The 19,331-nt window shown below is 61.4% G+C and carries 17 protein-coding genes and 1 tRNA gene; 12 read left to right on the top strand and 6 right to left on the bottom strand.

The features are described from left to right. Nucleotide 1 precedes the first annotated feature (1 nt). Complete coding sequence (locus IEV62_RS11575; RefSeq protein WP_188447608.1) at nt 2-952, bottom strand: peptidylprolyl isomerase; 951 nt, start codon at nt 950-952, stop codon at nt 2-4. A 105-nt stretch (nt 953-1,057) separates the two neighbouring features. Between IEV62_RS11575 and IEV62_RS11570 the strand changes: the two genes are divergently transcribed. After that, a tRNA-Ser gene (locus IEV62_RS11570) sits at nt 1,058-1,148 on the top strand. Between the two features lie 178 nt (nt 1,149-1,326). Next, nucleotides 1,327-2,511 (top strand): tyrosine-type recombinase/integrase, encoded by a 1,185-nt coding sequence (locus IEV62_RS11565; protein ID WP_188447606.1) that lies wholly within the window; start codon nt 1,327-1,329, stop codon nt 2,509-2,511. A 517-nt stretch (nt 2,512-3,028) separates the two neighbouring features. Here the strand turns inward: IEV62_RS11565 and IEV62_RS11560 are convergent. Together IEV62_RS11560 and IEV62_RS11555 are read right to left on the bottom strand one after the other, a co-directional pair. After that, entirely contained in the window at nt 3,029-5,533 is a 2,505-nt protein-coding gene (locus tag IEV62_RS11560; protein ID WP_188447604.1) for a TonB-dependent receptor, read from the bottom strand. 125 nt (nt 5,534-5,658) lie between these two features. Beyond that, on the bottom strand, nt 5,659-6,810 hold the full coding sequence (locus tag IEV62_RS11555; protein WP_188447602.1) for an LLM class flavin-dependent oxidoreductase: 1,152 nt from the start codon (nt 6,808-6,810) through the stop codon (nt 5,659-5,661). 275 nt (nt 6,811-7,085) lie between these two features. Between IEV62_RS11555 and IEV62_RS11550 the strand changes: the two genes are divergently transcribed. Together IEV62_RS11550 and IEV62_RS11545 are read left to right on the top strand one after the other, a co-directional pair. Next, a complete protein-coding gene (locus IEV62_RS11550) occupies nt 7,086-7,745 on the top strand; it encodes a TetR/AcrR family transcriptional regulator (protein WP_229733067.1) in 660 nt (219 codons plus the stop codon). Nucleotides 7,746-7,747: 2 nt separating this feature from the next. Then, nucleotides 7,748-8,128, top strand: coding sequence for a VOC family protein (locus IEV62_RS11545; RefSeq protein WP_188447600.1), 381 nt, complete (start codon nt 7,748-7,750; stop codon nt 8,126-8,128). A 1-nt stretch (nt 8,129) separates the two neighbouring features. Here IEV62_RS11545 and IEV62_RS11540 read toward each other — a convergent pair whose 3' ends face one another. From IEV62_RS11540 to IEV62_RS11530, 3 genes are read right to left on the bottom strand one after another with little or no spacing between them, the layout of a single operon-like run. Continuing rightward, entirely contained in the window at nt 8,130-8,876 is a 747-nt protein-coding gene (locus IEV62_RS11540) for an SDR family NAD(P)-dependent oxidoreductase (protein WP_188447598.1), read from the bottom strand. Between the two features lie 22 nt (nt 8,877-8,898). Beyond that, entirely contained in the window at nt 8,899-10,005 is a 1,107-nt protein-coding gene (gene ribB, locus IEV62_RS11535; protein ID WP_188447596.1) for a 3,4-dihydroxy-2-butanone-4-phosphate synthase, read from the bottom strand. Next, entirely contained in the window at nt 10,002-11,678 is a 1,677-nt protein-coding gene (locus IEV62_RS11530; protein ID WP_188447594.1) for a class I adenylate-forming enzyme family protein, read from the bottom strand. Before IEV62_RS11530 ends, ribB begins: the two co-directional genes overlap by 4 nt. 166 nt (nt 11,679-11,844) lie before the next feature. On the opposite strand from IEV62_RS11530, the gene IEV62_RS11525 reads away from it, so the two are divergent. The 8 genes from IEV62_RS11525 (at nt 11,845) to IEV62_RS11490 (ending at nt 19,192) form a co-directional block, all read left to right on the top strand. Next, nucleotides 11,845-12,951 carry an LLM class flavin-dependent oxidoreductase gene (locus IEV62_RS11525; RefSeq protein WP_188447592.1) on the top strand — a complete coding sequence of 369 codons (1,107 nt, stop codon included), beginning with the start codon at nt 11,845-11,847 and terminating at the stop codon, nt 12,949-12,951. A gap of 67 nt (nt 12,952-13,018) precedes the next feature. After that, the gene (locus IEV62_RS11520; protein ID WP_188447590.1) at nt 13,019-13,873 is read left to right on the top strand and encodes a crotonase/enoyl-CoA hydratase family protein; all 855 of its coding nucleotides are present in this window, start codon (nt 13,019-13,021) and stop codon (nt 13,871-13,873) included. A 12-nt stretch (nt 13,874-13,885) separates the two neighbouring features. Beyond that, the gene (locus IEV62_RS11515) at nt 13,886-14,824 is read left to right on the top strand and encodes an SMP-30/gluconolactonase/LRE family protein (protein ID WP_229733065.1); all 939 of its coding nucleotides are present in this window, start codon (nt 13,886-13,888) and stop codon (nt 14,822-14,824) included. A gap of 56 nt (nt 14,825-14,880) precedes the next feature. After that, a complete protein-coding gene (locus tag IEV62_RS11510) occupies nt 14,881-15,471 on the top strand; it encodes a TetR/AcrR family transcriptional regulator (protein WP_188447588.1) in 591 nt (196 codons plus the stop codon). A gap of 80 nt (nt 15,472-15,551) precedes the next feature. Further along, nucleotides 15,552-16,634, top strand: coding sequence for a zinc-binding dehydrogenase (locus tag IEV62_RS11505; RefSeq protein WP_188447586.1), 1,083 nt, complete (start codon nt 15,552-15,554; stop codon nt 16,632-16,634). A gap of 24 nt (nt 16,635-16,658) precedes the next feature. Further along, nucleotides 16,659-17,924 carry a cytochrome P450 gene (locus tag IEV62_RS11500; protein WP_229733063.1) on the top strand — a complete coding sequence of 422 codons (1,266 nt, stop codon included), beginning with the start codon at nt 16,659-16,661 and terminating at the stop codon, nt 17,922-17,924. A 3-nt stretch (nt 17,925-17,927) separates the two neighbouring features. Next, nucleotides 17,928-18,698 carry an enoyl-CoA hydratase-related protein gene (locus tag IEV62_RS11495; protein ID WP_188447583.1) on the top strand — a complete coding sequence of 257 codons (771 nt, stop codon included), beginning with the start codon at nt 17,928-17,930 and terminating at the stop codon, nt 18,696-18,698. Next, complete coding sequence (locus IEV62_RS11490) at nt 18,683-19,192, top strand: flavin reductase family protein (protein WP_188447581.1); 510 nt, start codon at nt 18,683-18,685, stop codon at nt 19,190-19,192. The genes IEV62_RS11495 and IEV62_RS11490 overlap by 16 nt, the downstream gene beginning before the upstream one ends. Nucleotides 19,193-19,331 lie beyond the last annotated feature (139 nt).

Here is a 19,331-nt window from a genome sequence, read left to right as displayed (position 1 = left end):
CTCAGGGTTTCTTGCGGATCGGCACCGGGATATTGCAGATATCCGCACCGCCTGCAGGGACGATGAAGAACGGGTCACGCCGATTTGCCCGCGCATCGGCATAACGCGCGAAGCTCGCACTTTCGGTCGACAGATATTGCAGGCGCGGCTGCTCGCCCTCGGGCAGATCGCTGGCGAGGCGGACCGCGCGGATCGGCACGCGCTCCTCCGCTTTTTCATAAAAACCCAGCGGCCCGGTGCCGCGCGGCAGGCTGGAGAGATGCTCGATCCCCGCCACCACCCGCCCGACCAGCGCAATGTTGCGGTCAAGATGGCGCGGGGCATGGCCGATCACGGTGTAGAGTTCAGCGCCGGTTCCCGTATCCGGGGGCAAATTCCGCCCGACACCGACCATGCCGTAGCAATGGATGGGCCAATATTCCGCAGAATCGGGCATCCCCTCACCCGACACCGGCCAACCGCGGGTGAAAGTTGAAAATCGCTGCACGTCGGGTCGCGGGATCAGCATCGCGGCAAAACGTAGCTCCGCGGGCAGCCCACCCGTCACGTCGCCCCCCGTGGAATACTGGCTTTGTGGCACATCCGCCAGCCCCGGCGGCAGCATCCGCGCTTTCGCCTTATCGTCCCCATTTGCATCGCCCCACTGCACGACATAATTGTCCTGCACGCGGTTGACGCTCAATCCGTCCCACCAATGCGCAGCGGCAAGCTTACGGATGTTGTCGACCCATCCTTGCGAAAAAGGCGGCGGCATCAGCTGGATCACGACGCGGCGGGGCTTGCCATCGCGGTCGGGCGCGAGATCCAGCACCAGCAAATCGGACGCAGCAATATCAGCCCAGTCGCCTGCCGGCGCGGCGGTAACGATCTCGGTCGGGGACGGAACCGTAGCGGCGGCAGCGGTCGCCTGCGCAGGCGCGAGCACAGCAAGCAAGGGGAGGAATATGGACATGCGGTGAGTGTGCCATGCGGGGGCGGCGCCGTGCAATGGCCGATTGCCGGGAGACGCTTGCGCACCCGCGCCCAAGCCTCTAGGGCCACCCCTTCCAGGACATGCGGAGCGGTGGCCGAGTGGTCGAAGGCGCTCGCCTGGAAAGTGAGTATACGCCAAAAGCGTATCGTGGGTTCGAATCCCACCCGCTCCGCCACTTACTGTATGCAGGCGTTCGCCGCTGTACAGTAACCATCTGTTATCGCTGACATTTTCAAGATACGCGGTCGCCCCAGTTCGCCGTGGATCGTCTTAATCCGGATCTTGTGTTAGGGTCGGTGTTAGGGTCGATCCACGGGCTGGCGGGCGAGCACGCGATACGAACGGGACATCAAATGGCGCGTGTTACTAAACGGCTGACCGCGCTGGCGGTGAGCCGGGAATCCTCTGCTGGCATGCACGCCGATGGAAACGGCCTCTATTTGCATGTGAAAGATTCGGGCGCGAAATCCTGGGCCCTGATCTTCAAGCTGGATGGAAAGCGGCGGGAGATGGGGCTAGGTCCTTATCCGGCGATCTCGCTCGCGCTCGCCCGTGAACAGGCTGCGGTGGCGAACACCCAAGTCGCCTCTGGCATCGACCCGATTGCCGCTAGGAAAAAGTCTGCTGCATCGACTGTCGTTGTGACCTTCGGCGATGCGGCAACCAACCTCATCGCGGCGCTGAAGGTTGGCTGGAAGAACCCCAAGCATCATCAGCAATGGACCAACACGCTGACGACCCATGCCGCATCGCTCTGGAACCTGCCCATCGATCAGATCGCGGCCCAGCACGTACTGGACGTTCTATCCCCAATCTGGGCCGAAATACCCGAAACCGCGAGCAGGGTCCGCGGCCGGATCGAGCGGGTGCTCGACGCGGCCAAGGCACGGGGCCTGCGAATGGGCGAAAACCCGGCTCGATGGAACGGTCACCTCTCGATCTTGCTGCCGGCGCGCACGAAGAAGTCGCACCGCGGTCATCATCCGGCGATGCCGTTCGGCGAGGTTGCAGCGTTCATGCAGCGGCTCTCGGCGCAAGAAGGCTCCGCTCCCAAAGCGCTCCGTTTTACGATTCTAACGGCTGCGCGTACGAGCGAGGCGCTGAATGCGGTCTGGGCCGAGTTCGACCTTAAGGCCGCAAGGTGGACCATTCCCGCGGCAAGGATGAAATCCGGCATCAACCATGTTGTGCCGCTGTCGGGGGCCGCGTTGGTGGTGCTTCGTGCGCAACACGTATTGCCGCGTGGCACAGGAGACTTCGTTTTCCCGGGCGCGAAGGAAGGGCGTCCGCTCTCGAACATGAGTATGGAAATGGTGCTGCGCCGCATGAAGAAGCAATCGGTCACCGTCCACGGCTTCAGGTCGAGCTTCCGCGACTGGGCCGGCGAACTTACCGACCATGCGAGAGAAACCGCAGAAGCGGCCCTCGCTCACGCCGTAGGAAACGAAGTCGAGGTCGCCTATCGTCGGGGCACCTCGATCGATAAGCGCGTGACGCTCATGCAGGACTGGGCCGACTATCTAGCGGTCGATGTCTGATGACTGCTGCTCATGCGGGTAGTGGCAGCTTAAATTACCAGATCGGGTCATCTTTAATCTTGGTGATCGAAAAGCCCGGGATGACGGTGTCGATCGTAGTCAGGTTGACGGCTGCCTTACGACCCGCCCCTACTCTGTCTCGCGCCGCCGCAATCGTCTCCCCATAGTTGAGCGGCCAGACTGAGGGACAAATCACAAAACTCAAGCTGGTCAAACCAAAATGTACGGCCGCAAAAATCTCAGCCTTCTCCGAGCACGGGTGATCGCAGCGACCTGAAGCCAATCATCAAAACTGCGTCAGAGCCCCTTTTGAGGGCCGATCCTCAAGTGGCGGCGATCCCGCCCCCAATATTGTCAAAGTCGAGAAACGCGATAGAAGCCATGTAATCCTACGCCGCCACACAGGTCGCGGGTGACCACCAAGCGAGCGTTTCTGCTGGCTACAAAAATGCAAAATGGTTGCCGCCCCAATCAGGAGGCGAGCAACCACCGTGCGTCATATAAAAAGCTCGTTCTCTCAGAATTTGAAGGTTATTTCACCGGCGACGGTGCGTGGCTCCCCCACGATCACGGTGTTAAAGCCGCCTGAATTCCCCTCGACGTAACCGGCTTGGTAATAGAGCCGGTTGAAGACGTTCTTGGCGTAAACCGATGCCGACAAGCGGCTGCCCGCGATGTCCTCAATGCCGAGGCGCAGGGCTACGGTGGTGTAGCCCTTTACTTGTGTACCAGGGGTGATCGAGTTGTTGTTGTTCGAGAAGTAGCTCGACGTTTGCGAGAAAGAGTCTGCGCGGAAGTGGGCGCGGCCGATTTTCTCGGAAACCGGCAGCGTTACATCCGCGTACAGCGAGCCGGAAACCTTTGGTGCGTCGGGATAAGAGTCGAACGGGATCTTGTAGCCTGCGACGCCTGTCTGACGCGACAGATCGACGATGTTCTTGGTGTATTTCGCGTCGGTGTAGGCACCCGCAAAACCGATTTTAAGCCAATCGACCAGTACGATATCACCATCGACCTCGACGCCTTTGACCTGCGCCTCGGGCACATTCACGGTAAAGGCGGACGGGGCGCCAGCCACCACCGCGTACAGCGAATGCTGTGCGTTGCTGACGATCTGATCGTACAGCGCGATGTTGAAGTGCGCGCGCTTGCCGGCGATCTTGCCGTTGAATTTATAGCCGACTTCGAAATCGTGGGTGTATTCGTTCTGAAAGAAATTCACGAAATTATATGGGACGACTGCTCCGTTGAAGTTCCCGGATCGGAAGCTTCCGCGCTGCGTGAAGTACAATTGATTGTTGGAGTTGAATTGCCATTGCAGGTTGAAGTTCCAGCTCGGCGCAGACAAATCGCGCCGCTCCTGTGGGAAATTCGCAAAAAAGACATGGTCCGGGTAGGGCGTCTGGCCCACCGTTTCCCACGTATAGCGACCGCCGGCGGTGATGCTAAGGCCCTGTACGGCGTCTGACAGGTCGTACGTCGCCTGCGCGTACAATGCCTTCGATTCATCGGTGTTGCGCGTGTGATAGAGCACTTGCCCGAGTGGCGCGGCGAGTTCGCCACCGACGATGACCGGGATGCCTTCTTCGCGAGTCTGGTAATTGTAGAAGCCGCCGATGATATACTTCAGGCGGCCATTGGCCCCTTGTCCCTGAATTTGAATTTCGTCCGAGAGGCTGGTGTTGCGGAATACTTCGCCGCCGGGTGGACCTTTGAACGCGCCGGTCGAGTTGTACAGATCGAGCGAAGCGAATGGCGATCCGCTGAGGATGCCCGGAGTCTTCGCATAGCTCTTCTGATATCCAAAAATGTTCTTGAACGTCGTCGCGCTGTTGAGATCTATTGTCGTCGTATTCTGCGCGAAATAATTGTCGGCATCGTGCGGTAGATCGTACGACAGATAAATGTCGTACGGGTGTGTTTGCTGATAGGCGAGATACCCTGCGACCGCGCCCGGGAAGGTTCCCTTGCCCGGCGGCCCGTCGCCTACACCGGGGAAGAAGCCGTTGCCGTAGACCGTATCAAGGGTCGTCGTCAGCGCATACCCATTGTTGGTCGCGCCCAGCTTGTAATAGGAATAGAGTTGGCTCGCCGCTTCATTCCCGCCGAACTTGCTGTATTGCAGAACGGTCACGTTCTTGATGTCGGAACTGGGCTGGAAGACGATCGTTGCGCGACCGGACTTGTTGTCGGTATTACCGAGCGTCCCGCCAGCGAGGCGGTTGCGTACATAACCGTCCTGGCGTTGGTAATCGCCCGCGATGCGCACCTGAAGGACATCCGTAATGAGCGGGATGTCGATCGCGCCCTGAACTTGGAGCGTATTGCGCATGCCGCCGCGCACGGTCAGATAGCCGCCGAAGTCCTTGCCCGGCAGAGTCGAGGTGTAGAGGACCGCGCCGCCCGTCGCGTTGCGACCGAACAGTGTGCCTTGCGGGCCTTTCAGCACCTGCACCGAAGAGAAATCATAGAAAGAGGTGGCCGAATTGCCGCCGCCGAACGGCACTTCGTTCAGATAGGTGAGCACAGCTGGGCTAGCACCCGAGAACGGATCGAGCGTCTGGCCGCGCAGCGTAAAGCTGAGCTGGTTCTGGTTTTGCCCGTTCTTCACGACGAGGCCGGGGACGAGCGAGGCGAGATCCTGCTCCTTGGTTACGACGCGGGCCGTCAGTGTATCTGCGGTCAACGCGGTGATCGACAGCGGCACTTTCGAAAGCGACTCCTCGCGGCGCGTCGCTGTGACGATGATGTCGCCATTGCTGGCAGCGGTTGGCGCAGGTGCGGTCTGGTCGCTCGTCTGTGCACCTGCGTCGGTCTGCGGCGAGACCGGGGCCGCGGGGGCGGTGTCGGGGTTGGTACGGGCCAGTGCCGGGTTGCCGGCGAAGCCAGCAAGCACGGCGGCAGCGGTCAGGATTGGGGCGTAACGGCTGCGCGGGCCGATGCCCTTTGCCAGCGATGCGTGATCGGACGCGGCATTGAGCGTGCGTTTAAGACGCAGATATGCGGATTCCCGGCTTTTCATAATCTTCTCCATTTTGAATCAGTGGCTTTTCGCCACGTTCTTTTTGCTTGGGGCTACGTCTGGGGGGCGTTCGATGAGTATTTAGGAAAGGGGCAGCCCCGAGGGGCTACCCCACTTTCTAATGATCAGGCCGCTTGCGCTTCCATCTGCTTGGCAGCGGGTTTCGCACCCGGCATCGAAATGCGCGGCGCGACTTCCTTGGCGGCCAGTTCCAGCGAGTGGAACCAAGGCGACGGATCGTCGTAATAATCGTGCGCTTCGATCTGCAGCGTTCCCCAGCCGCCAACTTTGTCAAACAGCGTGTTGATCTTGTCGACGACGGTGTCGGGCGAGCCGACGACAAACACGCGGTCAACCAAGAATTCGAGATCGGCCTTGAGCGGATCGATCCCCGCATCCTTGGCAAAGCCGTCCATCATGCCGAACCGGCGCCAGATCGGGATCAGATACTTGTTGAAGCAATATCCGATCGGGCCTTCCATCACCTCCTTCTTCGCCTCGGCATCGGTGTCGCCGACGAACACGGTCTGCGACACGGCGTGCCGCTGGCGGTCGGGGGTGAAGCCGGCCTTGATGTTGGCCTCCGAATAGATGTCCCAGTGCCGCTTGAGCGCTTCTTCACCGGAAAAGATCGAGACCGGCTTGAAGTTCTTTTCGCCCGCCAGCCGCATCGATGGCGAGTTGGCGCTGAACCCGGTTACCGCGAATTCCGGGAAAGACCCGCCCCACGGCGCGTAATTGGCGAGTTTGTGCTGCTCGTCCTCCTCGGTCAGCGCGACCTCCTCTTCCGGGAAACCCGCGTCCCAATATTTGCCTTCGAAGAAGAAGGGCTCGCGCTTCCAGATTTTTTCCATGATCGAGAGGGATTCGCGCACCATCTCGTTGAGGTGTTCGGTATTCTGATCCTCGCCGCGAATGCCGTGCATGTACGAAGCAAGCGGATAGGCACCTGCGCCGATCCCCATGAAGTAGCGGCCTTCGAGGATCTGCGAGAGCCAGCCGACCATCATCGCCAGCTTGGTCGGGTTATGGTGCGGCAGGATATGCGCCATCGGCGCAAACTTGATCGTCTTGGTCTGCAGCGCGGCGGCGGCGATGATCAGCTCGGGATTGGGGATGTTCTCCCAGATCTGCGAGGCATGTTCGGAAATCATCATCGAATCGAACCCGGCCTTGTCGCAGGCGATCGAGCTTTGGACGCCCCATTCGAACGTCTGCCGCGCCGTGCGGCCGGGGCGCATGTACGGGTGGAAGATGAGGCCGGTGTCCATTGCCATGATCGCTCTCCTAGATGTGATGCGGCGACGCTACGTCCGCGGTCCGCACTGGTCGTTTGCCTGCGCTGTACGGAGAATGGTTCAGTCCGAAAGCTAAGTCAACTGTTTGATTCGACGCTGCGCTGCAGGGAAAGACGGGCTTAATGCGCAGCGGTACTTTCCCGCGAAATGCCCGAAAAACCGCGGCAATACGGACTTTCGTCCATATTATCGACAGGCGCATAGCCGCGGTATAGACTAATCAAGTTAAAACACGTGTTTCACTGGAGCGCACTTTGGCCGATCTGCCCGACACCCCCGCCGACTCCGAGGTTGACGGCAAGACCAAGATGATTCTGGTGGCCGAGGCGCTTTTTGCAGAAGGCGGCATCAACGGCGTCTCGATGCGGGAAATCGCGTCCAAGGCAGGGCAAGGCAACCATTACGCCGTGCAATATCATTTCGGATCGCGCGAAGGTCTGGTCGAGGCGATCTTCGACTATCGCATGGACCAGATGGAGCGGATGCGCGAACGGATGTTGGCGGCGGCGGAGGCAAAAGGCCGGCTCGACGATGCACGGACCCTGCTCGATATGGTCTATTTGCCGCAGCTCGAACTGCCCGACGGCGACGGTCATCGGTCTTATGCCGGCTTCCTCAGCCAATATCTGATGCGCAGCCACTCGCACCGCTTTGGAGACTTCGGGGGCGGCGGGCATCCCCATTTAGCGCGCGTCTTTGAATTACTGCGCAAGCGGCTGTCTTACCTCCCGGAAGACGTCGCGCAGCGCCGACTGGTCACGGCGAGCTTCATGTTCCTCGCAATCCTCGCGCGCTACGAGACGTTCGAGGATTCGGCGCCGAACGAGGAAAGCTTCGAGGCGGCACTCGACGATACGATCGAGCAGATCGTCTCGTGCGTCTGCGCGCCGCTCCGTCTCACCACCGGCGGTTGAGCATGACGCGGCCGTTCGCGATTCGAGGTATCGACCATGTCGTGCTGCGCGCGCACGATGCACCGGCGCTGATCGCCTTTTACGCCGACACACTCGGTTGCCCGGTCGAGCGGACGATCGACGGCTTGACGCAATTGCGCGCGGGAGCCGCGCTGATCGACATCGTCGCGCGCGATCCGCACGATGCTGCAGGATGCAACATGGATCATCTGTGCCTGACGCTCGAGTCGTTCGATGCCGACCGGGTCGCGGCATGGCTGCGCGAGAACGGCGTCGCGATCGGCGAGATCGCAACGCGCTATGGGGCGGGCGGCTACGGCATCTCGATCTACCTGACCGATCCCGAAGGGAATGGCCTGGAGCTGCGCGCTGCCGCCGACTGACCTACTGCGCCATCATCCCGGCGTCGACGAGATGCTCGGCCCCGGTGATGTAGGATGCGTCGTCTGACGCGAGGAACAGTACCAGGTTGGACACTTCCTGCGGATCGGCAATGCGGCCGAGCGGGATCAGCGACAGCGCGTCACCGCCTTCCTCATTGGTCGCTTCGACCATCATCGGCGTCTGGATGAAGCCCGGATGCACCGAATTGACGCGGATGTTGTGTGGGCCATATTCAATCGCGGTCGCCTTGGTCATGCCGCGGACGGCGAACTTGCTCGCGACATAGGCTAGGCTTGGGAAGCCGTAATTGGCGGCGATTCCGGCGATCGAGGAGATGTTGACGATCGAGCCGTGTCCGGCCTTGAGCATCGAGGGCAACACTGCGCGCATGCCGTAGAACACCGAATGCTGGTTGACCGCGCAGACCGCGAGATAGTCCTTTTCGGTCAGATCGGCGGTCTTTGCCATCGCGCCGAGAATGCCGGCATTGTTGACCAGCACATCGACCGGGCCGAACTTGGCCTCGGCCTGCTGGACCACCGATGTCCATTGCGCGAAGTCGGTCGCATCATGCTCAATGAACAAAGCGGCGTCGCCCAGCTCTTGCTGCAACGCGCGCCCGGCATCGCCGCGCAGGTCGGTCAGTACGACCTTGGCACCTTCGCGCACGAAGGTCTTCGCATGCGATTCGCCCATGCCGCGCGCGGCACCCGTGATGATCGCGATCTTGCCGTCGAGTCTGCCCATCGTGTTTCTCCTTCATTATGGTTTATTGTGCATCCGGGATCGGCTGGCGCTCAACGACGCTTAGGCCGAAGCCTTCCAGCGCAGTCAGCTTGTCGTTGCTCGACGTCAGCAGGATCATCTCCTGCACGCCGAGATCGCGAAGAATCTGTGCGCCGACGCCGTAATCGCGGATCGCATGCGTTTCGTGATACGCTTGGCGGCCGCCATTGACCCGCGCCGAGATCGAAACCGGATCGGGATCCTGCACGAACACGGCAACGGCGGGACCGTCATGCGCGGCGATCGCCGCCAGCGCGCGTGGCACATAGTCGCGGCGCGCCAGCGACCAGCCCAGCAGATCGGCCGATAGATCGACCTGATGCACACGCACCAGCGTTGGCTCGCCGTCGTGGATATTCCCGCGCACAAGCGCGATATGCTCGCCGCCGTCGATGCTGTTGCGATAGACATGGATCGTGAAATCCTTGCCATGGACGCTGTCGAACGGCGCGGTGGCGACGCGAGTGACGATCCGCTCCGAGCGGCGGCGATAGGCGATCAAATCTGCGATCGTGCCGATCTTGAGGCCGTGCTGCTCCCCGAAGCGGATCAGCTCAGGCAGCCGCGCCATCGTGCCGTCTTCGTTCATGACCTCGCAGATGACGCCAGCCGGGTTGAGCCCAGCGAGCCTCGCAATATCGACCGCCGCCTCGGTGTGCCCTGCACGGACCAATACGCCGCCTTCGCGGGCGACGAGCGGAAACACGTGGCCCGGCGACACGATGTCACCGCGTCCCTTGCTGGGGTCGATTGCGACGGCAATGGAATGTGCGCGATCGGCGGCGGAAATGCCCGTCGTCACACCCTCTCGCGCTTCGATCGAGACCGTAAAGGCCGTGCCGTGGCCCGACTGATTGTTGGCGGCCATCATAGGCAATTCGAGCTTCGCCGCACGTTCGCCAGAGATCGCTAAGCAGATCAATCCGCGCGCGTGACGCGCCATGAAATTGACTTGGCTCGGCGTCGCAAACTGCGCCGGGATGATGACGTCGCCCTCATTCTCGCGGTCATCTGCATCGACCAGGATGAAGGGCAGCCCGTCTCGCGCATCGTCGAGGATTGCCTCGATGCTTGAGATTCCACCGGTCATGCCGCCGCCTCCGTTGCCAGCAGCCGTTCGGCACGTTCCTTGAGCAAATTCTTCTGGACCTTGCCGGTGCCGGTCGTCGGCAATTCCGCCGCATCGATGAACCAGATATCGCGCGGCATCTTGTAGCGCGGCAAGCGTTCGGTGAGATAGGCCATCACCTCCGCCGCATTCGGCGCAACCGACCCAGCGGCGACCAGCCACGCGCAGCCGCATTCGCCGTAGCGATCGTCGGGCATCCCGATGACATAAGCTTCGCGAATGCCCGCATGGGTAGTGATGACTTCCTCGATTTCCTTGGGGGAGACGAGCTCGCCACGGCTCTTGAACAATTCCTTGGTGCGACCAGTCAGCAGCAGGTTGCCGTCCGCACGGAAATAGCCGCGATCCCCGGTGCGCAACCAGCCGCCTTCCGCAAACAGCTCGGCGGTCGCTGCCGGCAGGTCCAGATAACCCAGGCTATTCATCGGTCCGCGGGTCCAGATTTCGCCTGGCGTGCCCGGTGGGCTATCCGCGCCGCTGACCGGATCGACGATGCGGAATTCAGCGATGTCGCCGCCGCGCTCCGGGATGCCCGCCACGCCGCCCTTGACGATGATGCCCTGCGTCGTCGCCACAACCTCCAGTTCGTCGCCAGGCTGCGTGCAGATGATCGTCGCCGTGGCCTCGGTCTGGCCGTAGCTGGTGAAGATTTCGCGGCAGCCGAAAACCGCCTGGATGCGTTGCCACACCCAACTTGGCGTCGGCGCGGCGGCGCTGTGGATCGCGGTCAGCGAACTGAGGTCGAAACTCTCCTGCTCGGCCACTTCCAGCATCGCGACGGTCATCGTCGGCACGCCCATCAAATACGTCGCCCGGTGGCGCGCGATCCCGGCGAGTATCGCGCGCGGATCGAAGCGGATGAGCGGCACGATCGACCCGCCAACGACGATGCCCGACAGCAGGCCGACGACCAGGCCGAAGCCGTGATACAGCGGCAGTGAGAAAATCGCCCGCCGCCCGTCCTCGAACGCCTGATGATGCGCTCCGGCATAGGCTGCGCGAAGCAGATTGTCGTGGCTGAGCATCACGCCCTTTGGGCTGCCGGTCGTGCCGGACGTATACATGATGACCGCCGGGATGCGCGTCGCGTCGGCAAGGCCAACGGGATCGATTGACGTTACGGCGTCGATCGCCGCGACCAAATCGGAGGTGGCCGCGGCCTCGGGATCGTAGAGCAACAGATCGACGCCATCGGGCAGTATCGAGGGGATCTCGGTGGCGAAATCGCGTTTCAGGAACTTGCTCATCGCGATTACGAGCCGTGGAGCGGACTGGCTGAGGACGAAGCGGAGTTCCTCGGGTCGGTACAGCGTGTTGAGCGGTACGGCGGTCGCCTCGGCGCGCCAGATGCCGAACAGCAAGGCAACGGTGATCGGGTAATTGGCCATCAGCAGCGCTACCCGGTCACCAGGCTTCACGCCGCGATTGCGCAGCATTTGCGCGATGCGAGTCGCTTCCGCGTCGACCTCGGCGTAGCGCACACACGCCGCGTCGGTGATGACAAGCGGGCGGTCCGCGAACTCCGCAACGGCGCGCAAGAAATAGGCGTCGAGCGTCATCGGCACCCAGTTCGGATGCCGTCGCTCCATCGCTGAGCGGCGTTCTGCGACCTTGGACGTTGTCGATTCGCTCATGTCGCCTGATCCTCAACCTAACTCTTATTATCCCGCCCCGCCGATCAGTTGGTCAAGGACTCCTGCTGTTTTCAGCGATTTTTAAAGAATACACGAAAAGGCCTTGCGCTACCAGCCTAATCGTCGTTAGGTTGCGATCAACGTTTACGAGCAAGGGATTAGGACGATGGATGTCGGACTCGGCCTCACTTTCCAGAATTTGCGCGATCAGCTGTCCGACAAGGAAGTCTATCGCCACCAGTTGAAGATGGCGGTCGATACCGAGGCGCTCGGCTTCGACTCGGTGTGGACGCCGGAGCATCACTTCACCAATTACAACATGACACCGAACGTGCCGCAGTTCCTGTCGTTCATCGCCGGGCAGACCAAGCGCATCAAGCTCGGCACGACGGTATGCGTGCTGCCGTGGCAGGACCCGGTACGCACCGCAGAGAATTTTATCCTGCTCGATTATTATTCCGAAGGACGCGCTGTTCTTGGTATCGGGCGTGGCCTCGGCGCATCGGAATTCGCTGGCTTCAACGTGCCGATGGGCGAGTCGCGCGGGCGTTTCACCGAATATGCCGAAGCGGTGCTGACCGCGCTTGAGACCGGCGTAATGGAATATGACGGCAAGTATTTGAAGCAGCCGCGCGTCGAGCTGCGTCCACGTCCCTATGAGAGCTTTCGCGGGCGTGTCTTCGCTTCGGCGATCTCGCCCGAATCGGTCAATCTGATGGCCAAGCTCGACGTTGGCTTGATGGTCATTGCGCAGAAGCCGTGGGACAAGGTCGCCGAGGATCTCGAAAGCTATCGCCAGCTGTTCCTCAAGCAGAACGGCCAGCCGGCGCCCAAGCCGGTGTTCGCGGTATTCGTTGCGGTGCACGAGGACCGCGCCGTTGCGCAGGAAATGCGCGATCAGCATATCCAAGCGTACACCCGCTCGACATCAGACTTCTACCAGTTCGACAATGCCGATTTCGCCAAGATCGACGGCTACGAATACTATGGCGGCCTCGCCAAGAACATCGCCAAGCATGGCCTGCACAAGTTCAACGGCTTCCTTGCCGATCTTCAGGTCTGGGGCACGCCGGACGAGGTCGCCGAGAAGCTGGCCGCGATGGTCGAGCAGTTCGATATCGGCAGCTTCGTGACCTATTTCCAATATGGCGAGATGCCGCAGGAAATGGGCCGTGCGAATTACGAATTGTTCGCCCGCAAGGTTCTGCCCAAGCTGAAGGATATCGACACCAGCGCCCCGCGCGTGGTCGAGCGGCATCGCGCCGTCGCCTGATGATGACGAAGGTCGTGACGGATGGCGCTTCAGACCGTCCGCACGACAGGATGAGGATGCAGAATTGGTGAGCGACGATCGCTATACATTCATTCGCTACGAGCTTGCCGACGGGCGGGCGCGGATCACGCTGAATCGTCCCGACAAGCGCAATGCCCTGAACGAGGAATTGTTGACCGAACTGCACGATGCCTTGTGGGAAGCAGACGAGGACAATCGCGTCCGCTGCGTCATCCTTACCGGCGCAGGTCCGGATTTCTCCTCTGGCTACGATCTGCAACGCTATGACCGTCCAGTCGCGCTGCAAGTCGAGCATCGCCGGGGTCGCGCGAAGTTCGACGACGATGCCTGGCACCAAGAGCGACTCCAGCGGCTGCGCATGGCACTGTTCGACATGCACAAACCGGTGATCGCGCAAGTGCAAGGTCGCTGCCTCGCCGGCGGTACCGATCTCGCTCTGCTGTGCGATATGATCATCTGCGCCGACGATGCCAGCTTCGGCTTCCCACCGGCGCGCTCGCAAGGGTCGCTGCCCAGCAATATGTGGCTCTACATGGTTGGCCCGCAATGGGCCAAACGCCTGCTTTTGACCGGGGACCTGATCGGCGGGCGCGATGCTTCGACAATAGGGCTGGTGTTAAAATCGGTCCCGGCCGACCAGCTTGAGGCCGAAGTCGAAGCGTTGGCCGACCGGCTCGCGCTGATCGATGCTGATTTGCTCAGCGCCAACAAGCGTATCGTCAATATCGGTCTCGAACTGATGGGCGCACGCACGTTGCAGCGGTTGGCGGCGGAGATGGATGCGCGCGGGCACCTCGCCGAGAGCCGGACCGCCTTCAACCGCACCGTGCTCGAAGAAGGACTCAAGGAAGCCGTGAAACAACGCGACGGGCCGTTCGGCACCGGGCGCGTGGAACTATAGATGGAGAGCGGGATGACGATGCAAGGACCTGGCTGGCGCTGCCTGTGGGAAGCCAAGGCCACGCTGGGCGAAAGCACGCTCTACGACGCGCGCGACAACCGGCTCTACTGGGTCGATGTCGAAAATCCGAGCATCAACTGGATCGAGATCGACAGCGAGGAAAAGGGCCGCTGGGTCCCGCCGATGTGGATTTCCGCGTTGGGCCTGCGCGCCAAGGGCGGATTCATCGCCTCGACGCGCGATGGCCTTGCTTATGTCGATCCCGCGACCGAAGCTTTCGAGTTGTTCGCTGACCCCCGTCCCGACGCGAAGATTGCGCGGCTCAATGACGGCGTAGTCGATCACAAAGGGCGCTATTGGACAGGTAGCTGCGACGTCACCCAGTTCGAGGACAGCACCACGTCTGAGAACAAGGAAGACAGCGTCCGCAACTTCGACAAGCGCAGCACAGGCGAGCTTTACCGCATCGATCCGGACGGCAGCATTGCCACAATGGAGCGGGGCGTCGTTACCGCCAACGGCCCCGGGTTCAGCCCGGACGGCAAGACGATGTACTTCAACGACTCGCTGCCCCGTGTTACCTGGGCCTATGATCTGGCCGAAGACGGTTCGATCTCCAACCGCCGCGACTGGCTGAAATATGGCGATGATGACGGCTTTCCCGATGGCATGGCGGTAGACGTCGAGGGCGGCATCTGGATCGCGTTTTACGAAAGCTGGGTGCTGCGGCGCTATTCGCCAGATGCGCAGGTGCTAGACGAGCGGCGCTTACCGGTGCGCCAGGGACTTCGCCCCGGCTTTGGCGGCGCGAACATGGAACGGTTGTTCCTGACCTCCGCGGCGAATGCGCTGAGCGAGCAGGCCAAGGTGGAGCAGCCACTCGCCGGCAGCGTGTTCGAGATTCTCGAACCTGGCGTTCGGGGTATGCCAAATGTCGCTTTCACCGGTTGACAGTACAATGCGCCGGGCCTCTTTCTTTCGGACCGCCGATGCGCAATGCCAAGATCATGGAAGAGATCACTTCACGCACGCGCATTCTCGACGCGACGGCCGATCTGCTGCGCACGAGTGGGCTGAAGGGCACGAAACTGTCCGAGGTCGCCAAGCGAGCCGGGATGCTCGCGCCGAGCCTCTATCACCACTTCTCCTCGAAGGACGAACTGATCGAGGAAGTTCTGGTCGAGGGCTGTCACCGCAACACGCGCTTCATCATGACACGGGTCGAGCGGCTCGGCGATGCGGCGTCACCGATCGCGCGGATAGAAGCGGCGATCACTGCGCATCTCGAATTTCTGCTGACCGGCGACCAATATTCATCGGCGGTGTCGCGCGTGTTCCCGGATTTGCCGGAGGAGATCAAGCGGCGCGTACTGGCGGCCTATGCCGGGTTCGACAATTACTGGCGCGACCTGATCTCCGCAGCACGCGCGAGCGGCAACGCGCGAGCCGATCTGGATCCGACGGTTGCGCGCAAATTCCTCATCAACATGCTCGATTCCGCAGCGGAATGGTATCGCCCAGGGCATTTGGAGATCGCCGAGATCGCACGCCAAGCATGTCAGTTGTTCCTGCACGGTTTCGCGCAACCGCAAGCCTGACCAACGTCTCACCGCGCGTCTGCGACCCCAGCGATAACCGGGGCGCGGCCTTGCGCGCATCACTTCATAGGAGAGCATGAATGGCCATGGGTAGAGCGACAGTCCTCGTCAAACCGAACCATCTCGAGACCTGGGACGTTCCAATCCCGGAGCCCGAAGCTGGCGGCGCGCTGGTGCGGGTCGTCATCGGTGGCGTGTGCGGCAGCGACCTGCATATTACCACCGGCGAGGCGGGCGTGATGCCGTTTCCGATCATTCTCGGCCACGAAGGGGTTGGTCGCGTCGAGAAGCTCGGACCGGGTGTCTCGACCGACTATGCCGGCATACCCGTCAAGGTCGGCGATCTCGTCTATTGGTCTCCGATTGCTCTGTGCCATCGCTGCCATTCCTGCACTGTCCTCGAAGAGACGCCGTGCGAGAATTCGCAGTTTTTCGAGCACGCAGAAAAGCCCAATTGGGGCAGCTATGCCGATTATGCGTGGTTGCCGGGCGGCCTCGCTTTCTTCCGGCTACCCGAAGGTGCCGACCCTGAAGCCGTTGCGGCATTGGGCTGCGCGCTGCCGACGGTGCTGCGCGGGTTCGATCGTTGCGGGCCCGTTCGCGTCAATGAGACGGTGGTCGTGCAAGGCGCGGGCCCGGTTGGCCTGTCCGCCGTTCTGGTCGCGGCGATCGCCGGCGCACGCGAGATTATCGTCATCGACAGCGTCGACAAGAAACTGGAGATCGCGCGGCAACTCGGCGCGACGGCGACTGTGTCGCTGGCTGATTCCCCCGAAGAGCGTCGTCGCCAGATCTACGATCTGTGCGGGCATAACGGTCCCAACGTCGTGGTTGAGGCGGCCGGCTATCTCCCGGCCTTCCCAGAGGGCGTTGACCTAACCGGTAATCACGGCCGCTATATCGTGCTTGGCCTGTGGGGCGCGATCGGAACGCAGCCGATCAGCCCGCGCGATTTGACGACGAAGAATTTGACCGTTGCCGGCGCGAGCTTTCCCAAGCCCCAGAATTACTATCAGGCGATGCATCTGGCGGCACGGCTGCAGGATCGCTTCCCGCTCGCCGCGCTCGTTACACACCGTTTTGCGATCCGCGACGCCGACAAGGCGCTCGCCGCAGTCAAGGCGGGCGAAGTGATCAAGGCGGTCATCGACCCGACGCTCTAGACGAATCCAGGAGAGAATATTCCCATGGCCGAACCAGATCCGCAAGTCGCCCGCCACCGCACCCCGCGCCCGGCGCACATTCCCGAGCATCTCGAGCGCGATATCGACATGTACGATCCCGACGGGATCGATCAGGGCTATCACGAGGCATGGCGCGCGTTACAACGTCCGGACATGCCCGAACTGGTCTGGACGCCGTTCACTGGCGGGCACTGGGTCGCGACACGCGCCGACCTTATCAGGGAAATTTACACCGACCCGACACGCTTCTCGAGCGAAGTGATCTTCCTGCCGAAAGAGGCGGGCGAAAAGTACCTGATGGTCCCGACGCGGATGGATCCGCCCGAGCACACCCCGTACCGCAAGACGCTCGACAAGGGCTTGAACCTCGCCCAGATGCGCCGGGTCGAGGATGACGTGCGTTGTATCGCAGTCGAACTGATTGAGGGAATAGCGGCGCAAGGGCACTGCGAATTCTCCGCGGACTATGCGCGCATCTTCCCGGTCAAGGTGTTCATGGCGCTGTGCGACTTGCCGATGGCGGACGCCGCGATGCTGACCCGCTTGGCCGAGCATATGACACGTCCGCCCGGTGCGACGCCCGAGGAAATGGGTGCGGCGCTCGAGGCAGCGCAAGCAGGGTTCGACACTTATGTCGAGCCGATCGTTAATGCGCGGCGCGGCGGGTCCGGACAGGACCTCATCACGGTGATGATCAATAACGACATCAACGGCGAGCCGCTCAGTCACGAACGTGCGATCGGCTTGATCTCGCTGCTGTTGCTGGGTGGCTTGGATACGGTCGTCAATTTCCTAAGCTTCATGATGCTGCATCTTGCCAAGCATCCCGAGATCGTCACCGAGCTGCGCAGCGATCCCCTGGTTCTACAGCGCAGCGTGGAGGAAATGTTCCGCCGCTTCCCGGTCATCGCCGAGGCGCGGATGGTGCACGGCGATCAGGAGTATCGCGGCGTCACGCTGAAGCATGGCGACATGATCCTCATCCCAACCGCGCTGCACGGCCTCGACGAAGACGAGAATGCGAATGCAATGGAGCTCGATATTCACCGCAAAAAGATCCAGCATATGACCTTCGGCGGCGGTCCGCATCGCTGCGCCGGGATGCACCTCGCGCGAATGGAAGCGATCGTCACGCTCCAGGAATGGCTGAGCCGTATTCCAGAATTTTGCGTTGCCGCGGGAGCGGCACCAACCTTCCGGTCGGGCATCATCGCGGCGGTCGACAACATTCAGCTCGAATGGACGCCCATGTCCACGGCGGCAGGCTGAGCTTTGGCCGAAGTCGAATTTCATCACGAAGGTCGGGTCGCGCATGTGCGACTCAACCGGCCCGAGCATTTGAACGCGGTCACGCCGGAGATGGACCGGCTGCTCGCGGAGGTTTGGGCGCAGATCAATAACGATCCAGATATCTGGTGTGCGATCCTGTCCGCCGCTGGCGACAAGGCCTTCTGCATCGGTGCCGACATGTCGGAAAGACAGGATAATCCGTCGCGGGTTGCCTTCGGCGGCGGATTGACCGGAATTGGCGGCCCGCTTCTGACGCTCAAGAAGCCGTTGATCGCGGCAGTCCAGGGCTTTTGCGTCGGCGGCGGCTTCGAACTGGCGATGTGCGCCGATATCATCGTCGCGACCGAGGCTGCCGAATTTGGCCTGCCCGAGACCAAGTTCGGCATCATCGGCGAATGCGGGGTAGTCCACCGGGCCGTGCGCCAATTGCCGTACCGGATTGCAATGGCAATGATCCTGACCGGCAAACGGATCGACGCAACGAGCGCGGCGCAATTCGGTCTCATCAACGAGGTCGTCGCCATGTCCGAACTGCACGACGCGGCCGTGCTTTGGGCCACCAAGATCAACGCGGCCTCACCACTCGCAAACCAGGCCGCGAAAGCGGCGGTGCTGGCGCGGTTGAACGACCCGCTCGAGCTCGCACTGTCGACACGCTTCGAGCTGATCGAGCGCTATGCCGAGAGCCAGGACCGTCGCGAAGGCGAGCTTGCCGCCAAGGAAAAGAGGAAACCGGTATGGACGGGCAAGTGATCCTGGAAGAGCCGATCGACGGCGCAACGTTCCGCCGCGTTCTCGGCCATTACCCGACCGGCGTATGCGTCATCACCGCGATCGAACCCGGCGGCAAGCCGACGGCGATGGTGGTGGGGTCGTTCACCTCGGTATCGCTCGACCCGCCCTTGGTCGCGTTTTTTCCGGATCGGGGCTCGAGCAGTTGGCCTAGAATCCAGCGCGCAGGCAAGTTCTGCGTCAATGTCCTCGGCAGCCACCAGCAGGATTTGTGCCGGCGGTTCGCGGCCAAGAGCGACGACAAATTTGCCGACTTGGAGTTTCGTGTCTCGACCCTCGGATCGCCCGTATTGAACGATGTGATAGCGTGGGTCGACTGCACGCTGGAGGCGGTCCACGATGCCGGCGATCACCTAATCGTTCTCGGTAGGGTGCGCGAACTAGACGTCGAGCGTGGCGATGCGCCATTATTGTTTCTACGTGGGACGTATGGCAGTTTTAGCGCTTTGCTATGAGACCAAGACCAACAACAACGAATTTCCGCGACCTTTATTTAATTTAGCTTGGTGAATTTGGGGGTATATTATCCGTTGATTTGGGCTTCGTGGACGAATCTTCACCTCAGACTCGCAGATTAATGCAAGGCTCTCTGTT

This window comes from Sphingomonas psychrolutea, from assembly GCF_014636175.1.
Lineage (GTDB): Bacteria > Pseudomonadota > Alphaproteobacteria > Sphingomonadales > Sphingomonadaceae > Sphingomonas > Sphingomonas psychrolutea.
Note: the sequence above shows the minus strand (reverse complement) of the source record. Positions and strands in the feature narration are given on the sequence as shown.

Excerpts from the sequence above, each read along its gene's own strand:
- IEV62_RS11510 (WP_188447588.1), top strand. The coding sequence starts at position 14,881 with ATGGAAGAGATCACTTCACGCACGCGCATTCTCGACGCGACGGCCGAT.
- IEV62_RS11500 (WP_229733063.1), top strand. The coding sequence starts at position 16,659 with ATGGCCGAACCAGATCCGCAAGTCGCCCGCCACCGCACCCCGCGCCCG.
- IEV62_RS11565 (WP_188447606.1), top strand. The coding sequence starts at position 1,327 with ATGGCGCGTGTTACTAAACGGCTGACCGCGCTGGCGGTGAGCCGGGAA.
- IEV62_RS11555 (WP_188447602.1), bottom strand. The coding sequence starts at position 6,810 with ATGGCAATGGACACCGGCCTCATCTTCCACCCGTACATGCGCCCCGGC.
- IEV62_RS11505 (WP_188447586.1), top strand. The coding sequence starts at position 15,552 with ATGGCCATGGGTAGAGCGACAGTCCTCGTCAAACCGAACCATCTCGAG.
- IEV62_RS11525 (WP_188447592.1), top strand. The coding sequence starts at position 11,845 with ATGGATGTCGGACTCGGCCTCACTTTCCAGAATTTGCGCGATCAGCTG.
- IEV62_RS11530 (WP_188447594.1), bottom strand. The coding sequence starts at position 11,678 with ATGAGCGAATCGACAACGTCCAAGGTCGCAGAACGCCGCTCAGCGATG.
- IEV62_RS11575 (WP_188447608.1), bottom strand. The coding sequence starts at position 952 with ATGTCCATATTCCTCCCCTTGCTTGCTGTGCTCGCGCCTGCGCAGGCG.
- IEV62_RS11545 (WP_188447600.1), top strand. The coding sequence starts at position 7,748 with ATGACGCGGCCGTTCGCGATTCGAGGTATCGACCATGTCGTGCTGCGC.
- ribB (WP_188447596.1), bottom strand. The coding sequence starts at position 10,005 with ATGACCGGTGGAATCTCAAGCATCGAGGCAATCCTCGACGATGCGCGA.
- IEV62_RS11490 (WP_188447581.1), top strand. The coding sequence starts at position 18,683 with ATGGACGGGCAAGTGATCCTGGAAGAGCCGATCGACGGCGCAACGTTC.
- IEV62_RS11540 (WP_188447598.1), bottom strand. The coding sequence starts at position 8,876 with ATGGGCAGACTCGACGGCAAGATCGCGATCATCACGGGTGCCGCGCGC.
- IEV62_RS11560 (WP_188447604.1), bottom strand. The coding sequence starts at position 5,533 with ATGAAAAGCCGGGAATCCGCATATCTGCGTCTTAAACGCACGCTCAAT.
- IEV62_RS11515 (WP_229733065.1), top strand. The coding sequence starts at position 13,886 with ATGACGATGCAAGGACCTGGCTGGCGCTGCCTGTGGGAAGCCAAGGCC.